A 14,882-nucleotide genomic window follows, 5' to 3' on the forward strand; every position below is an offset into this window, starting at 1 on the left:
GGCTGCACGGGCAGACGGCTGCGCGGCGGTCGGCGCCTGCCCGGGGCCGACGGCTGCGGCCGCCACAACGCCGCGACGGCCCGCCCCCGGTCGGGGCGGGCCGTGCGGGTGTCGATGTCGAGTGCTCTCAGGGGTGGTGGCCGGGTGTCACAGTCCGCCGGTCTGGAGGAGCCGGTTGGGGGATCCCTTGCTCACGGTGAGGACGTTCTTGACGGACTGTTCGGCGAGCCAGGTCGCCGTGGTCGCCGGTGACGCGTCCCGGTGGCCCGCCTTGTAGAGGGCGGCCACACCGGCGACGTGCGGGGCGGCCATGGAGGTGCCGTCGAGGGCGACGCTGCCGCCGCCGAGCTTCGCGGAGACGATCGCGGCGCCCGGGGCGTACATCCAGAGGCAGGGACCGAAGTTGGAGAAGCCGGTCTCCTGGTCCAGGTGGTTGGTCGCACCGACGGTGAGGACTCCGGGTGCGCTGGCCGGGGAAACGCCGCAGGCGTCGATGGCGCTGTTGCCGGCCGCGATGACGGGGAGAACACCCCGCTGGGACAGGGCGGTGGCCGCGTCGTTCACCGCCTGGCTCTTCGGCCCGCCGAGGGAACCGTTGAGGACGGCGGGCTGCCGGGCGTGCTGGGCGACCCAGTCGAGACCGGCGATGATGCCCGCGTTGCTGCCCTTGCCCTCGCAGTTCAGGACACGGACGCTGACGAGGGCGGCGGCCCGGGCGACGCCGTAGTTCGCACCGCCGACCGTTCCCGCGACATGGGTGCCGTGACCGTTGCAGTCCTGGCCGTTGCGGCCGTCTCCGATGGCGTCGAAGCCGAACACGGCACGGCCGCCGAATTCCGGATGGCGGTAGTCGATGCCCGAGTCGAGGATGAACGCGGCCACCCCGGCACCGTTGCCGTTGACGTGGAACTGTACGTTGAGGGGGAGGTAGGGCTGGTCGATCCGGTCCAGTCCCCAGCTCAACGCCTGGGCACGGGTGGAGCGCGTGTCGACCGGGGTCGCGGTGACGGCGGCGTCCTGTTCGACGGCCTCCACGTCCGGGAGTGAGCGGACGGTTGCGAGCTGGGCCGCCGTCAGCTTGGCCGCGAAACCGTGCAGCGCGCTGCTGTAGGAGTGGAGCGGCGTGATGCCGAGTTCGCGGCTGACCTGCGCGGCGGCCGTCCGGGGCGCGAGCGTGACGATGTACTGGCCGGGGATGGGTTCCGCCGTGGTGCGCAGCGGCGCCGGGGTGGACCGGCGGGGCTCGGGCCCGGGTTCGGGGCCGGGTACGGCCGCCGCGGCGGGGGCGGCGAGGGGAAGCAGCAGGAACAGCGCGGCGGTCAGGCAGCGCGCGGGCAGCCTCATGGGGCACTCCGTTCACGAGAGGGTGGAGGTGTGGGGTGGGCCGGTTCGGGGGCAGGTCGTGGGGGCGCGGGCACGTCGGACGCGTGGCCCTGAGGGTGTCTTCGGGACGCATGGACCGGCTCGTGGACCTGGAGACGACGCGGAACCGCGACGGGTTGGCGAAGCTCGCGTCCAACCGCCGGTGGAACGCCTGGGACATGGAGCAGGCGTACTGCGCGACGTGGGTCGCGATGCCGTCGTAGGGGCTGCCCGCCGTGACGCGCTTGCCGGGGACGGTGTTCCGGATGAGGCAGCCTTCGCGGCGGGGCACCCGTCGGACACGTCACCCGTCCGACACCGCTCGGATTCATGTCATGTACATGACCTACCGAGGTTCCACGCATGCGCCCGATGGGATGAACTCACACAAGTAGGTGAATACTCATATGAATTACTGCCGTCGAGGTCGACGACGCCGATGGTGGCACCACGACCGGCACCACCACGTCGCGGACACCCTCCCCCTGAATTGCCGCCCACCACCGGCCGGAACCGCCGTCCACCGGCCTTGGCGACCAGTCGCCACTCCGTCGGCGCCTCCACGGCGGGAGGTCCCCGCGCCAGCACCGGGTGGCACCGGTCCGTTCGCATGAAAGGCGGCTCTCCGGGAGTGTCACAGGGCCGTCCCGGGATGCCCCCGGCCAAGGTGGGCCGGGCCGTATGTCCGGCGTCCGGACCACTGTACGAGGGAGTTCCACCATGGAGACTGGCAGACGAGAGCTGTTGCGCACCGGAGCAGGGGTGGCGGCCGCGGGGGTGGCGGCCGCGGGGGTCGCCGTCGCCCTGGGCGGCGGAGGCGGCTCGGCCGTGGCCGCCGGCCGCCGCGCCTACGCGGGCGACGGCATCGAGAGCGCCGCCTGGCGCGAACTCGCCCGCGGCCTGAGCACGGGTGCGCGGCTGTACCGTCCCGGCCACAGCGCCTACGCGACCCACGCGACGGCCGACAACCAGCGGTACGCCTCCGTACGCCCGGCCGGTGTCCTGGCCTGCGCGACCGAGAACGACGTGCGCGCGGCGGTCCGGTGGTGTGCGAAGCACGGGGTGCCGCTGGCCCCACGCTCCGGCGGGCACAGCTACGCCGGCTACTCCACCACCCCCGGCCTGGTGATCAGTGTCCGCGCGCTGAAGGAGGTCGCACCCTCGGGGAACCGGCTGCGTGTGGGCGGCGGGGCCACCAACTCGGACGTCTACACGGCCCGTGACGCGGGCCTGTACTTCCCCGGCGGGCGCTGCCCGGGCGTGGGGGTGGCGGGCCTGACCCTCGGCGGAGGACTCGGCTTCAACGACCGCAAGTGGGGCCTCACCTGCGACCGGCTGGTGGAGACCCGGGTCGTCCTGGCCGACGGCACCCTCGTCCGCGCGGCCGACGACGAGAACGCCGACCTGTTCTGGGCGTGCCGGGGCGGTGCCGGCGGCAACTTCGGCATCAACACCGGATTCGTCTTCGACTCCGTTCCGGTGAGCCGGCTCCGGGCCACCGTGTTCGACCTCACCTTCGCCCTGGAGGCGGGGGTCCGGGTGATGGACGAGCTGCGGCAGATCCTCGACGGCGACCACGCCGGGGACTTCGACGTACGGATCGGGTTCAAGCACACGGGCGATGGCACCACCGCCCTCACGGTGCTCGGGCAGCGGCTCGGCGACGAGGACGCGCTGCGCCGCCGGATCGCGGCCCTCCTGGGGCTGCGCCCCGTCAAGTCCTTCGTCGAGGAACGCGGGTTCTGGGCCGCGCAGGACTACCTGATGGATACGCCGGGGCCGAAGGACGCCTACGCCTCCAAGTCCCTCGTCCCCGACCGGTGGCCGAGCCCGGACACCGTGGCCGCCGTCGCCGACTGGGCACGCGGCTGGCGCCCGGGACCGGGCGCGGGAACGGGCTATGTGACCCTGTTCGCCATGGGCGGCGAGAGCGGCGGGCCCCGGCCGGACGAGACCGCCTACCCGCACCGCCGGGCCACGTTCGTCATCGACGTCGGTACGCACTGGAAGCCCGGCGCCCCGGCCGCCGAGGTCCGGGGCCTGCTGGAGCAGACCCGTACGGTCCACCACACGCTGCGCCGCCACCTGGGCACCGAAGCGGCCTACGTGAACTTCCCCGACCCGGATCTACGCGACTGGCGGCGCGCGTACTACGGCGCCAACTACGACCGGCTGACCGATGTCAAGCGCCGGTACGACCCCACCGGACTGTTCCGTTACGAGCAGGCGGTGGGCGGCCCGGCGGACTGAGCCACGCCACGCCACGCCCGCGCGTGCGGCGGCGGCCCTGCCCGGACATCGGCCGGGCGGCGTTGTCAGTGGTGGCGGGCACGATGGCAGGCATGACGACGACGAATCCCGATGTGCTGCTGGACGCCCCCTCCTATGCCCGAGCCGTGGACGAGGTGCGGCGTGCGGCCGCCGCCTACTACGGGGACGGCACGTCGCCGCTGGACGACGACGCCTACGACCGGCTCGTACGGGCCGTCGGCGCGTACGAGGACGAGCATCCCGACGAGGTGCTGCCCCACTCCCCGAGCGGAAAGGTGGCGGCCGGTGCCGTCGAGGGCGACGTCCCGCACAGCCGGCCCATGCTGAGCCTGGACAACGTCTTCTCGGCCGAGGAGTTCACAGCCTGGACGGCCTCCGTCGCCCGCCGTACGGGCCACGAGGTGACGCGGTGGAACGTCCAGCCGAAGCTGGACGGGCTGGCGGTCGCGGCCCGTTACTCCGACGGCCGCCTGGTCCGGCTCATCACGCGCGGAGACGGTACGGCCGGGGAGGACGTGACGCACGCCGCCGCCACGATAGAAGGGCTGCCGCGCGAGCTGGCGGAGCCGGTCACCTTGGAGGTACGCGGCGAAGTCCTGATGACGACGGCCCAGTTCCAGCGCGCCAACGAGGTGCGCACCGCGCACGGCGGGGCGCCGTTCGCCAATCCGCGGAACGCCGCGGCGGGCACGCTGCGCGCGAAGGACCGGGCCTACTCGCTGCCCATGACCTTCTTCGCGTACGGGTTGCTGCCGCTGCCGGCCGGTGGCGACGACCTGAGCGAACGGCTCACGGAAGCCGCGCACGGCCGGCTGATCGAGTACGCGGCCGAGCTGGGCGTCAACACGCCCGCGTCCACCCGGGTGCCCGGCCTGACCGTCGGCACGGTGGACGAGGTGCTGGAGCGGGTGCGGGCGATCGCGGCGCTGCGGGCGGAGTTGCCGTTCGGGATCGACGGGATCGTGGTCAAGGCGGATCTGGCCGCCGACCAGCGCGCCGCGGGCACGGGATCGCGGGCGCCGCGCTGGGCGGTCGCGTTCAAGCTGCCGGCCGTGGAGAAGATCACGAGGCTGCTGGAGGTGGAGTGGAACGTCGGCCGTACGGGCGTCATCGCGCCGCGCGCCGTCCTCGAACCCGTCGACATCGACGGCTCCACCGTCACCTACGCCACCCTGCACAACCCCGCCGACATCACTCGGCGGGACCTGCGCCTGGGCGATCACGTGATGGTCCACAAGGCCGGGGACATCATCCCCCGTGTCGAGGCCCCCGTGGTCCATCTGCGCACCGGGCGGGAGCAGGTGATCGCGTTCCCCGATGCCTGCCCCCAGTGCGGTTCCGGGATCGACACCGGCGATCAGCGGTGGCGTTGTGAGCGCGGCCGGGACTGCCATCTGGTCGCCGCCCTCGCCTACGCGGTGGGGCGTGATCAGCTCGATGTCGAGGGGCTCGGTCACAGCCGGATCGTCCAGCTGGTGGAAGCGGGCCTCGTCCAGGACCTGGCGGACCTGTTCCTCCTGACCCGCGAACAGGTACTGGCCCTGGACCGGATGGGTCCGGCGAGCACCGACGGCCTGCTGTCCGCGATCGCCGGCGCCAAGGGGCGGCCGCTGTCACGGGTCCTGTGCGCGCTCGGCGTGCGCGGCACGGGACGGTCCATGTCCCGCCGTATCGCGCGGCACTTCGCCACGATGGAGGCGATCCGCGCGGCGGACGCGGAGGCGATGCGGCAGGTGGAGGGCATCGGCACCGAGAAGGCGCCCGTCATCGTCGCCGAACTCACCGCGCTGGGCCCGCTCATCGACAAACTGGTGGAGGTGGGGGTGAACATGACCGAACCCGGCGTCAGTGCGCGGAGCGACACCGACGGGGCCGACGGAGCTGATGGGAACGACGGGGCGGACGGGACATACGCGGCCGACGCGGCCGTGGCGGGGGCGGAGGCGGCAGGCCCCCTTCAGGGTCTGACGGTCGTCGTCACGGGCGCGATGACGGGCCCGCTGGAGAGCCTCAGCCGCAACCAGATGAACGAGCTCATCGAACGGGCGGGCGGCACGTCGTCCGGCAGCGTCTCGCGGCGCACCAGCCTCGTGGTCGCGGGTGCGGGCGCGGGCTCCAAGCGCGCCAAGGCCGAGGGGCTCGGCATACGGCTGGTCGCTCCGGACGAGTTCGCCCTCCTGGTCGCCGACCTGCTGCCCTGAACCGTTGAGCGGTACGCCGTGGTCGGGGGCGCCGGCCGGCGCCCCGGGCGGGCGGGGGGTCAGCGGGAGCAGATCACGCTGACGAGGGTGAAGGAGGCGAAGAACTGGCCCTCGCGGAGGGACGCGAACCAGCGACGGCCGCGTCCTTCCTCCACGCGCCCGTCCTTGATGGCCTTACGCATGTTGCGGCCGAGTCCCAGCGTGTGGTCGGCGTCCTCGAAGTCACGGAACACCGGAGTCGTGGCCAGCACGGTCTCGACGACGAAACCCGCCTGTTCGGCACGGCGGGCCAGGCTGCGGCCGATGGTCGCGTGACGGACCACCTCCGATGTGGTGTAGCGCGTGAACGCGCGGCTGGTGTCGAGGTCCTCCGCGTCGACGACCAGCGTGTCCCAGTCGGGTTCGACCAGGCCGATCAGGGCGCCGGGCCGGGTGGCCAGGTGCAGTTGGGCGAGTACGTCATCGGGTTCCTCGACGTGCATGAGCACACGGTCGATCTTGGCCCGGTCCGCCGTTCCCGGCTGGACGGGGAGGGCATGGGCGTCGCCTTCGCGGAGCTCCACGCCGGCCAGCCCGTCCGTACGGTGGCGGGCCTCGGCGAGCATGGCCGGATCACGGTCGACACCGATCACCGTGCCGCGTTCGCCGACGCGTTCCGCCAGAGCGGGCAAGTCGGCGCCCGGGCCGCACCCCACGTCCAGCACCGTGTGACCCCGCTGGACGTCCAGCAGGTCGATCAACCGCTGCTTGTACGCGCGGCCGGCGCCTCCGGCGGCGGCTCGCAGCAGGTAGGCAGCCTGGTCGGGTCGGGGCGCACCAAGGGTCTGTGACATGCCGGGCAGTCAAACACCCGGGACGGCGACGGCGCCAGCGGCCCGGTGCCCGCTGTGAGGTACGACCACCGGGCCGGCCCGCCTCAGGAGAGGGAGGTGAGATACATCTGCGAGGAGTCGGTGCCAGGGGTGTTCCGGCAGCTGTAGTCGCCCGTCGGCCTGGCGTGGACGAGCGCGAGGCAGCGGCCCTGGCCGAGCTGGCCGTAGTGGTTCGGGTGCATGGACTCCTGTACGGGTCCCTGGGTGGAGTCGCTGTCGATCCAGCGGGCCCACTCGCTGGTCGTCGGCGACGGCGGCTGTGTGGGGCTCACCAGGCGGCTCGCCTTGGCGCAGACCTCCCGGCCCTGCAGCATGTCGCGCAGATCGAGGAACTGGACGCCCTTCGCGGCCGCCACGCCCTTGAGCCGGTTCGCGATCTGCGGGACGAGGGAGTCGCGGGCCCAGTCGGAGTCCTTGTTCCAGAAGGGGCAGCCGCCGGTGCTGACGCGCGACCAGCCGCTCTCGGAGTACCGGTTCTCGGTGCTGCGCGGGATCGGGGACGGGTAGGACTGCAGGACGATGCGGTAGGCGGACGCCGTGTAGCCGGCGCCGGACATGACCGCGCGGATCTCGTCGATGGACTTGGCGACATCGGCCATGGCCTTGTCGATCTTCGAGTCGACGGCCACCTGCTGGTCGTCGTGGCAGTACGAGTACCAGACGATGTAGTCGGTCGCGCACTTGGTGATGATGTCGGCGAAGCCGAGGTCGTTGCCGCCGATCGACAGGGCGATCAGTCTGACGTTGTGGGTGGCGGCGATGGTGGCGAGCTGATCGGCCTGCGGGGCCTCGCCCTTGTAGCTCAGGCCGCCTCTGGAGGCACGGAAGACGTTCGCCGTGGTGGCGCCCGAGCAGGCGATGTTGATCCGTGCCTCGGTGAGCCCGGTCGTACCGTGCACCTCGGCTGAGTCGGAGCGGTGGCAGCCGTTCGCGGAGGTGGGGCCGTACACGAGAGACGGGTGGTAACCGCTGCCGGTCCACGCGCGGTCCGTGCCGTCGCGACTGCCGCTGTTGGTGAGGCTGTTGCCCTTCCATCGTCCGGCCTCGCCGGAGATGTAGCTGTCGCCCATGGAGACGATCGCGGTGGGCCCAGACGTCGGGCTCGCGGCCGCCGGGCCGGCACCGGTGCCCAGCAGGCCGGTGAGGGCCAGGGGCAGCGCGAGGGCCGAGGTGGCGAGCCGTCGGAACGGGGACGACGGTCTCGCGGGACGGGGGGAGGTCGTGCTGAACGTACGGAATTCGGTCACGGCGGGGAACTCCTGCGGTCAGCCACGCCTGGGGGCAGCACACAGTCCAGGCGGTGTGGCATGAGGGTGAGGGGGATCGCGCCGCCGGCCGGTGGCACGCGGAATCTCGCACGCCTCAGCCTGTTACCGCCAGGTAGCCGGAGGTTTCGGTTTCATCACGCCGTCGCGAGGCGACGCCGCCGGTGCGTGCCGGGGCGGCGTCGGGATCCGGCCACAGGGGCATGATCAGGCAGCCGGAGCCGTCCGGGACGACCGAGTCGTCCCGGTTCGGATGGGGGCATGACCGTCACGCGGGTTCGGATGGGGGCATGACCGTCACGCGGGTTCGGATGGGGGCATGACCGTCACGCGGGTTCGGATGGGGGCATGACCGTCACGCCTCCGGACGTGGTCATGCCTCCGGTGCGTCCGTGTCGGCCGTCGCGACGAAGTCGCCGATGCACGCCTCGACCGCGTGGTGATCCGAGAGCGCCGGAGCGGCGGCGTCCAGAGCGCCCACCGCGCCGGTGGCGGTCAGGGCCCGGTTGGTGGCCCACATGCGCACCTCGAGCGCCGTCAGCGGGTCGAGTCGGTGGTGCCGCCGCCACCGCAGCCTCGCGGGGTCGGCCGCCTCGGTGCGGGCGCCCGTGCCGTTGTCGTGGCCGGTGCCGTTGTCGTGGCCCGTGCCGTTGTCGTGGCCCGTGCCGTCGTCGTGGCCCGTGCCGTCGTCGTGGCCGGGGCCGTTCTCGTGGCCGGGGCCGTGGTCTGCGCCTGTGACCGTGTCGCGGAGCCGTTCGGCTTCGGCGGCCGCCGCGAAGTAGTCGTCGATGATCCGCCGTGTCCGCTCCCGATCGTCCATGGGGAGCCTCCTCCTGCCTCCCCACCAGCGTGGAACCCCGGCCCCGGGAGCCCCAAGGACCGACCGGCCCTCATCCCCGTCCGATCGGCCACCCGCCTCGGCACCCGGGCCACGTACGGAGTACACCGGTGTCCCCCGTACGGGTGCGGTCCCCGCTCCTGGGGCCGGGTGGCGTGGCGCGGGGCCCGCACCGGGGTGGAGCGTGGGCCCGTCATCGGGGTTCCAGTCCCGGGAGCCGCCGGACCGGGCAGGTCCGGCGGGGAGCACCAGCAGAGAAGGGCAGGGAGAGAGCCATGCCGGATACCTCCGCCTCGCGGTTGTCGGCGAACCGGTCGAGGCTGGGGCACAAGGTGCGGTACGCGCTGCGCCACCCGGAGCGGGTGGCGCCCTATGTGCGGCGCGCGGCGCGCGACGCCTGGCTGCGCGTCAAGCACCGGGACAGCCACGTGGCGTACTACCGGGCGGTGATGGCCCGCGACACCGCGCGGAGCCCGGAGGCGGCCGTGGGCGGCGGTCCGTCGCGGGAGCGATGGCTGACCATCGGCCGTATGCAGTACGACTACCTCATCGGGCACGGGCTGAAGCCGCAGGACCGGATGCTGGAGATCGGCTGCGGGAACCTGCGCGCGGGATGGCGGTTCATCCAGCATCTCGAACCCGGTCACTACTACGGGGTCGACATCTCGCCCGACATCCTCGTCGAGGCCAAGAAGACGCTCGTCCGCTACGGCCTCCAGGACAAGGTGCCGTATCTGACCCCGGTGGACGACCTGACCCTGGACTTCCTGCCCGACGGCTGGTTCTCGGTGGTGCACGCCCACAGCGTGTTCTCGCACTCGCCGCTGGAGGTCATCGACGAGTGCCTGGCCCACGTGGGCCGGGTGCTGGCCCCCGACGGCTTCTTCGACTTCACCTTCGACCGTACCGAGGGGCGGGAGCACCAGGTCCTGCGCGAGGACTTCTACTACCGCACCGAGACCCTGGTCGCGCTGGCGCGGAAGCACGGTCTCGCCGCCCGTTTCATGGACGACTGGGAGCGTCTGCCGCACGGTCAGTCGAAGCTGCGTGTCGGCCACGCCGGGGCACCGCACCTCGCGCCGTAACGCGCCGAACCCGTGCGACAGGGGGCGTTCAGCGGCCGTACGTGCGGTGGCACAGCGCCGTGATCGAGGGGTCGGTGACGCCCTGCGACGCACGGCACAGGCCGCGCATGCCGTCGTACGTCCGCCCGGGGCGCGGGGCGCGTACGGCGGGCGCCGTGGCGCGGGGAGGGCGGGCCTTCGCCGGCGCGCTGTGGGGAGGCCGCTCGGGCACGGACGTCCGCCGGTCGCGCGGGGGCCGGGTGCCGTGGGGGGCGGAGCGCGCGTTCCGCTCGTTCCGGGTGTCCTGCCGCGCGGGCTCCACGGGCCGCGTCACCGGCGGCGGTGCGGGCGGGATGGTCGCGAGTTCCTCGCGCGGCGACGGCGGGGCGGGCTCCGGCCGGTCGACCGGGACGGGAGCGCGGTCCCCCGCCGGCGTCGGCCCCGGATGCGGACCGGGCATCGCGGGCACGGACACGCAGGCCGCGGCTCCCAGGAGGACGACGAGGGCGAGGGGCACGATCCGGCGCATCCGCATGCGGCCACTCTGGCGTACCGGGGGCGGGAACCGGACCTTCGTACGGCGCAACTCCCCGACACGAGTGACGGCCCCCGGCACGGCGACGGGCGCCCACGGCGACGGGCACGCGCGGCGGCCCGCACCCACGCGGAACGTGGACCCCGCGCCCACGCGGAGCCGTGTACGCCCGTGGACCCCGCGGCCAGGCGAACCCGACCGATTCGAGCCGCCCGCGCCCCGGATGCGGGCGGAAGATCCCCGTCCGGCCTGCGTCATCGTCTACGTTCACCGGCGTCCGCACGGTCCACGGCACCGCACGAAGGGAGCGTCACCCATGCGCAAGCGCACTCTCGGGATCATCGCCGCAGCCGGTTCCCTGATCTTCGCGACCGCGACCCCCGCCTCGGCCGAGGCGAACCCGCCCGGCTGTCCCAAGGGCTACTTCTGCGCGTACTCCGGCTGGAACCAGACCGGCACGCTCAAACTCAAGACCGCTGGGAACTGGTCCGGCAGCGTCTCGGGCATCGGGTCCATCTTCAACAACGGCCACGTCTATCCCGGGTACGACCATGTGCAGGTCTCGTTCGGTTCGTGGAGCGAGTGCTACCACTACAACCCCGGACCCGGGGACTACAAGGCGAACTTCCTTGCGCCCTACCCCACCATCACCAAGGTCGTCTGGCGCGGTGAGTGCTGACCGGACCGGTCCGCCTAGCATGGCCCCATGACCTGTGCGGTGGTGACTCCATGGTGGCGTCGGCGTTCCGGCGCGCCCTCGGGGCGAGAAGAGTACGGCTCCGTCGCGGCGACACCGATCCTCGACCGGGGCCACCCCCGGGTCGCCGCGCTGGTCGCCGACGCACGGAACGCGGCGGGGCCGGAAGCCGGTGCCCGTGACCTGGTGGCGGCCGCTCACGGGCTGATCCAGGAGCGGGTGCGGCCCGTGTACGCCATGGACGACACCCAGCCCGTGTCGCGCACGCTGGCCCGGGGCCGCGGCTCCTGCAGTCAGCGGCTGGCCGTGCTGGAGGCGGTGGCTCGCGCCTTCGGTGTGCGTACGCGGGTGCGCGGCCTGGTCGTGGACGGCTCCTTCTGGTATCCGAGGTTCCCGCGCACCCGGTACCTCGTTCCGTCGGAAGTCGTTCTGGCCTGGCCCGAGTTCCGGTTCGAGGACGAGGGCGAGGACGACGGCGGGTACGCGGCCGGGGGCAGGAGCGGGAACGGGAACGGGAACGCGGCCGGGGGCAGGAGCGGGAACGGCGACGGGAACGAGTGCGCGGCGGCGTGGGTGCCGGTGTCCGAACTGTTCGGCAGCCTCGGCGCGCTCGCCGCGGGCAACCCGCGCGGCTTCACGAACACGGGGACGCAGACGCTGTTCGAGGCGCTGGCCAGGACCGCCGTCGACTGGGACGGTTCCACCTGCGGCGGCGGCAGCTGCTCCGCGTACGACCTGTCGGCGTCGGTGCTGCGCGACCTGGGGCGTTTCCCGTCGCGTGACGCGCTGTTCGCCGCGCACGGCCAGACGCTCTGTCCGCTGGCCAGGGTCGTCGGCGACGCCGTTCTGGGGCGCCGCGCGGCGGCGTGAGGCGGTACGCGACCGGCCCCGGCCCCCTCCGCGTCGGCGGAAGGAGCCGGGGCCGGTCCGCTGCCGGACGGGAACGCGCTGACGGTCAGCTGACCGCCGGCTGACGGTCGGCTCTCGGTCGGCTGTCGGTCGTCCGGGATGTCGGGGCGGGGGCCTGCCGGAGGGCCATGAGGGACGCGACCAGGCGGTCCACGTCCTCGGTCGTGTTGTAGAGGGCGAGCGAGGCTCGCGCAGCGGTTTCCAGGCCGTAGTGGGCGAGTGCGGGTTGCGCGCAGTGGTGGCCCGCCCGGACGGCGATGCCGTCCTGGTCGAGCCAGGCGGCGATCTCCGCCGGGTCGTGCCCGGCGAGGGTGAAGGTGAGGACGGCGACCCGTTCGGGTGCCGCGCCGACGACGTCGAGCCCGGGGATCGTGGCCAGGGCCTGCTGGGCGTAGGCGAGCAGGGAGTTCTCGTAGGCGGCGACGGCGTTCCGGTCGAAGGACGTCAGCCAGTTGAGCGCGGCCAGCAGTCCGACGACGCCCGAGATGTGGCCCGTACCGGCTTCGAGGCGGTGCGGCACGGAGGCGTAGGTGGTGCGGGTGAAGTCGACGGACTCGATCATGTTTCCGCCGCCCTGCCACGGTGCCATGCCGGCGAGGATCTCCGGTTTGGCGTAGAGGGCGCCGATGCCCGTGGGGCCGAACAGCTTGTGGCCGGAGAAGGCGTAGAAGTCGGCGTCGAGGGCCTGGACGTCGACCGGGAAGTGGGCCACCGCCTGGGCGCCGTCGACCAGTACCTTGGCGCCGTAGCGGTGGGCGAGGGCGGTCATCTCGGCGACCGGCGGGATGGTGCCCAGCACGTTCGACGCCTGGCTGACGACGACGAGGCGGGTGCGCATGGAGAGCAGGTCGGCGTAGGCGTCCTGGTCGATCCGCCCGTCCGGTGTGAGGGGTACGGGGACCACCCGGGCGCGGGTCTCCTTCGCGATGAGCTGCCAGGGCACGATGTTCGAGTGGTGTTCCAGCACGGGTACGAGGATGTCGTCGCCCGGACCGAGGTTGCCCCGGCCCCAGCTGTGGGCGACGAGGTTGACGGCCTCCGTGGTGCCGCGTACGAAGACGATGCCGTCGGCGGACGGGGCGTTCAGGAACCGGGCGACGGCCTCACGGCCGCCTTCGTACGTTTCGGTGGCCTCCCGCGCCATGGTGTGGGCGCCGCGGTGGATGTTGGAGTTGGCCGAGCCGTAGAAGGCCGCGAGCGCTTCGATGACCTGCCGGGGTTTCTGGGTGGTGGCGCCGTTGTCGAGCCAGACCAGCGGCCTGCCGTTCACGGTGCGGTGCAGGACGGGGACGTCCGCGCGCGCCGCCTCCGGTGAGAAGGCGCCCTGCCGCACGGTGGACCCGGACGGTGGGGCGACGGCTGCCGGGGCGTGGGACGGAGCCGTCGCCGTGGCCGGGGGCGTGGCCCGGGTGAGGTCAGGAATAGTCATGGTAGTTGTGCACCCCGACGTTCTGGAGCACGGCCGTGGCGTCCTCCACCAGCACCGCGGCATTGAAGTAGGCGGTCATCAGGTAGGAGGTGATGCCCTTCTGGTCGACTCCCATGTTCCGCATCGACAGGCCCGGTTCGATCTCGTCGGCGACGGCCGCCGGGCGCAGGCCCACGACGCCCTGTTCGGCCTCGCCCATCCGCATGAGCAGGATCTCGGTCGTTCCGGCGCCGCCGCCGGAGAAGCGGACCTTGTCGGAGGGCAGGAGGGGGACACCGCGCCAGGTGAGCAGGGGGCTGCCGAACCGGCTGTCGGTCACCGGCGGCACGCCCCTGCGGGTGCACTCACGGGCGAACGCGGCGATGGCCTTGGGGTGCGCGAGGAAGTAGCTCGGCTGCTTCCACACCCGCGACAGCAGTTCGTCCAGGTCGTCGGGGGTCGGCGCGCCGGTGCGCGACTGGACGCGCTGGCCGGGTGCGACATTGTGGAACAGCCCGAAGCGGGGGTGGTTGAGGAGGGACGCCTCCTGCCGCTCGCGCAGGGCGTGGGCGGTGAGGTTGGCCTGGGCGCGGGTCTGGTCGATGGGCCCGTTGTAGAGGTCGGCGACCCTGGTGTGGACGCGCAGCACGGTCTGGGCGAGCGTCATGTGGTACTCGCGGGGCGTGTCCTCGTAGTCGACGAACGTGCCCGGCAGGTCCGGTTCACCGGCGTGCCCGGCGCTGAGGTCGACGGGTACTTCGGCGCCCGCCATGGCGGTGCCGTCGGTGAGGTAGGTGTCGACGGCAGCCGCCAGGGGTGCGTGGCGGTCGCTGAGCGCGGCGAGCGCGGTGCGGTCGAGGCAGACGGCCACGCCGGCGGTGAGGGCCTGGACGCGGTAGGGCATGGGTTCGGCGCGGGTCCATGCCTCGAGGTCGAAGAACTGGCCGTCGCCGATGACCTCCAGCAGGGCGTCCTCGCCGTAGAGGCCGGTCGCGCGCTTCTCGGCGCGGCCGCGTACGAGCACCCAGAGCCGGTCGGCGGTGTCGCCGTCCTGGGCGAGTAACTCGCCCGGTTCGAAGGTGACTTCGGTGAAGGCGCCGGCGAGTTCGGTGAGGAGCGCGTCGTCGGCGTCCCGGAGGTAGGGCAGTTCCCGCAGGTCCCCGGGGATGACGCGGGCCGGACCGCCCGCGCCCTCGTCGGAGTGGGTGCTGATGCGGTCGTCGCCCAGGACGTAGGTCCGGCGGCGGTTGACGCGGTAGACGCCGGATTCGACGTCGACCCACGGGAGGGCGCGCAGGAGGTAGCGCGGGGTGATGCCGCGCATCTGGGGGCTGGTCTTGGTGGTGTTCGCGAGTTGCCGTGCCGCTTCGGGGCTGAGACTGAGCCGATCGTTCACAGGGTCCTCCTCGCAGAAGGGCGCACCGGCGGACGGGCGTCGGGCCCGGCCGGGACGGATGACA

The 14,882-nt window shown here is 72.8% G+C and carries 13 protein-coding genes; 6 read left to right on the forward strand and 7 right to left on the reverse strand.

The genetic code is table 11. The features are described 5' to 3' along the window. Positions 1 to 147: 147 nt before the first annotated feature. The gene (locus tag ACGF5U_RS27995) at positions 148 to 1,344 is read right to left on the reverse strand and encodes a S8 family peptidase (RefSeq protein WP_392716410.1); all 1,197 of its coding nucleotides are present in this window, start codon (positions 1,342 to 1,344) and stop codon (positions 148 to 150) included. Positions 1,345 to 1,454: 110 nt separating this feature from the next. On the opposite strand from ACGF5U_RS27995, the gene ACGF5U_RS28000 reads away from it, so the two are divergent. The 3 genes from ACGF5U_RS28000 (at position 1,455) to ligA (ending at position 5,834) form a co-directional block, all read left to right on the forward strand. Continuing rightward, positions 1,455 to 1,586, forward strand: a complete 132-nt coding sequence (locus tag ACGF5U_RS28000; RefSeq protein ID WP_392716412.1) for a hypothetical protein — start codon at positions 1,455 to 1,457, stop codon at positions 1,584 to 1,586. A 496-nt stretch (positions 1,587 to 2,082) separates the two neighbouring features. Then, positions 2,083 to 3,612: an FAD-binding oxidoreductase gene (locus tag ACGF5U_RS28005; protein WP_392716414.1), complete on the forward strand. Its 1,530-nt coding sequence runs from the start codon at positions 2,083 to 2,085 to the stop codon at positions 3,610 to 3,612. Positions 3,613 to 3,695: 83 nt separating this feature from the next. After that, positions 3,696 to 5,834: an NAD-dependent DNA ligase LigA gene (gene ligA, locus ACGF5U_RS28010; RefSeq protein ID WP_392716416.1), complete on the forward strand. Its 2,139-nt coding sequence runs from the start codon at positions 3,696 to 3,698 to the stop codon at positions 5,832 to 5,834. 59 nt (positions 5,835 to 5,893) lie between these two features. Here ligA and ACGF5U_RS28015 read toward each other — a convergent pair whose 3' ends face one another. The 3 genes from ACGF5U_RS28015 to ACGF5U_RS28025 all read right to left on the reverse strand — a co-directional run bounded on the left by ACGF5U_RS28015 (position 5,894) and on the right by ACGF5U_RS28025 (position 8,791). Continuing rightward, entirely contained in the window at positions 5,894 to 6,667 is a 774-nt protein-coding gene (locus ACGF5U_RS28015; RefSeq protein WP_392716418.1) for a methyltransferase domain-containing protein, read from the reverse strand. 83 nt (positions 6,668 to 6,750) lie between these two features. Beyond that, positions 6,751 to 7,953 carry a GDSL-type esterase/lipase family protein gene (locus ACGF5U_RS28020; RefSeq protein ID WP_392716420.1) on the reverse strand — a complete coding sequence of 401 codons (1,203 nt, stop codon included), beginning with the start codon at positions 7,951 to 7,953 and terminating at the stop codon, positions 6,751 to 6,753. Positions 7,954 to 8,344: 391 nt separating this feature from the next. Then, positions 8,345 to 8,791 carry a hypothetical protein gene (locus ACGF5U_RS28025; protein WP_392716422.1) on the reverse strand — a complete coding sequence of 149 codons (447 nt, stop codon included), beginning with the start codon at positions 8,789 to 8,791 and terminating at the stop codon, positions 8,345 to 8,347. 293 nt (positions 8,792 to 9,084) lie between these two features. On the opposite strand from ACGF5U_RS28025, the gene ACGF5U_RS28030 reads away from it, so the two are divergent. Then, positions 9,085 to 9,894, forward strand: coding sequence for a class I SAM-dependent methyltransferase (locus ACGF5U_RS28030; protein WP_392716424.1), 810 nt, complete (start codon positions 9,085 to 9,087; stop codon positions 9,892 to 9,894). Positions 9,895 to 9,922: 28 nt separating this feature from the next. Here the strand turns inward: ACGF5U_RS28030 and ACGF5U_RS28035 are convergent, their stop codons facing one another. Then, positions 9,923 to 10,408, reverse strand: a complete 486-nt coding sequence (locus ACGF5U_RS28035; RefSeq protein ID WP_392716426.1) for a hypothetical protein — start codon at positions 10,406 to 10,408, stop codon at positions 9,923 to 9,925. Between the two features lie 316 nt (positions 10,409 to 10,724). On the opposite strand from ACGF5U_RS28035, the gene ACGF5U_RS28040 reads away from it, so the two are divergent. After that, positions 10,725 to 11,087, forward strand: a complete 363-nt coding sequence (locus tag ACGF5U_RS28040; RefSeq protein ID WP_392716428.1) for a peptidase inhibitor family I36 protein — start codon at positions 10,725 to 10,727, stop codon at positions 11,085 to 11,087. A gap of 27 nt (positions 11,088 to 11,114) precedes the next feature. Continuing rightward, entirely contained in the window at positions 11,115 to 11,975 is an 861-nt protein-coding gene (locus ACGF5U_RS28045; RefSeq protein ID WP_392716430.1) for a transglutaminase domain-containing protein, read from the forward strand. Between the two features lie 85 nt (positions 11,976 to 12,060). Here ACGF5U_RS28045 and ACGF5U_RS28050 read toward each other — a convergent pair whose 3' ends face one another. Continuing rightward, positions 12,061 to 13,443 (reverse strand): SufS family cysteine desulfurase, encoded by a 1,383-nt coding sequence (locus tag ACGF5U_RS28050; RefSeq protein ID WP_392716432.1) that lies wholly within the window; start codon positions 13,441 to 13,443, stop codon positions 12,061 to 12,063. Continuing rightward, a complete protein-coding gene (locus tag ACGF5U_RS28055) occupies positions 13,430 to 14,818 on the reverse strand; it encodes a family 2B encapsulin nanocompartment shell protein (protein WP_392716434.1) in 1,389 nt (462 codons plus the stop codon). The genes ACGF5U_RS28050 and ACGF5U_RS28055 overlap by 14 nt, the downstream gene beginning before the upstream one ends. Positions 14,819 to 14,882 lie beyond the last annotated feature (64 nt).

The sequence above is a fragment of the Streptomyces sp. NPDC047886 genome, assembly GCF_043204435.1.
GTDB lineage: Bacteria > Actinomycetota > Actinomycetes > Streptomycetales > Streptomycetaceae > Streptomyces.

Excerpts from the sequence above, each read along its gene's own strand:
- ACGF5U_RS27995 (WP_392716410.1), bottom strand. The coding sequence starts at position 1,344 with ATGAGGCTGCCCGCGCGCTGCCTGACCGCCGCGCTGTTCCTGCTGCTT.
- ACGF5U_RS28000 (WP_392716412.1), top strand. The coding sequence starts at position 1,455 with ATGGACCGGCTCGTGGACCTGGAGACGACGCGGAACCGCGACGGGTTG.
- ACGF5U_RS28005 (WP_392716414.1), top strand. The coding sequence starts at position 2,083 with ATGGAGACTGGCAGACGAGAGCTGTTGCGCACCGGAGCAGGGGTGGCG.
- ligA (WP_392716416.1), top strand. The coding sequence starts at position 3,696 with ATGGCAGGCATGACGACGACGAATCCCGATGTGCTGCTGGACGCCCCC.
- ACGF5U_RS28015 (WP_392716418.1), bottom strand. The coding sequence starts at position 6,667 with ATGTCACAGACCCTTGGTGCGCCCCGACCCGACCAGGCTGCCTACCTG.
- ACGF5U_RS28025 (WP_392716422.1), bottom strand. The coding sequence starts at position 8,791 with ATGGACGATCGGGAGCGGACACGGCGGATCATCGACGACTACTTCGCG.
- ACGF5U_RS28030 (WP_392716424.1), top strand. The coding sequence starts at position 9,085 with ATGCCGGATACCTCCGCCTCGCGGTTGTCGGCGAACCGGTCGAGGCTG.
- ACGF5U_RS28035 (WP_392716426.1), bottom strand. The coding sequence starts at position 10,408 with ATGCGGATGCGCCGGATCGTGCCCCTCGCCCTCGTCGTCCTCCTGGGA.
- ACGF5U_RS28040 (WP_392716428.1), top strand. The coding sequence starts at position 10,725 with ATGCGCAAGCGCACTCTCGGGATCATCGCCGCAGCCGGTTCCCTGATC.
- ACGF5U_RS28045 (WP_392716430.1), top strand. The coding sequence starts at position 11,115 with ATGACCTGTGCGGTGGTGACTCCATGGTGGCGTCGGCGTTCCGGCGCG.
- ACGF5U_RS28050 (WP_392716432.1), bottom strand. The coding sequence starts at position 13,443 with ATGACTATTCCTGACCTCACCCGGGCCACGCCCCCGGCCACGGCGACG.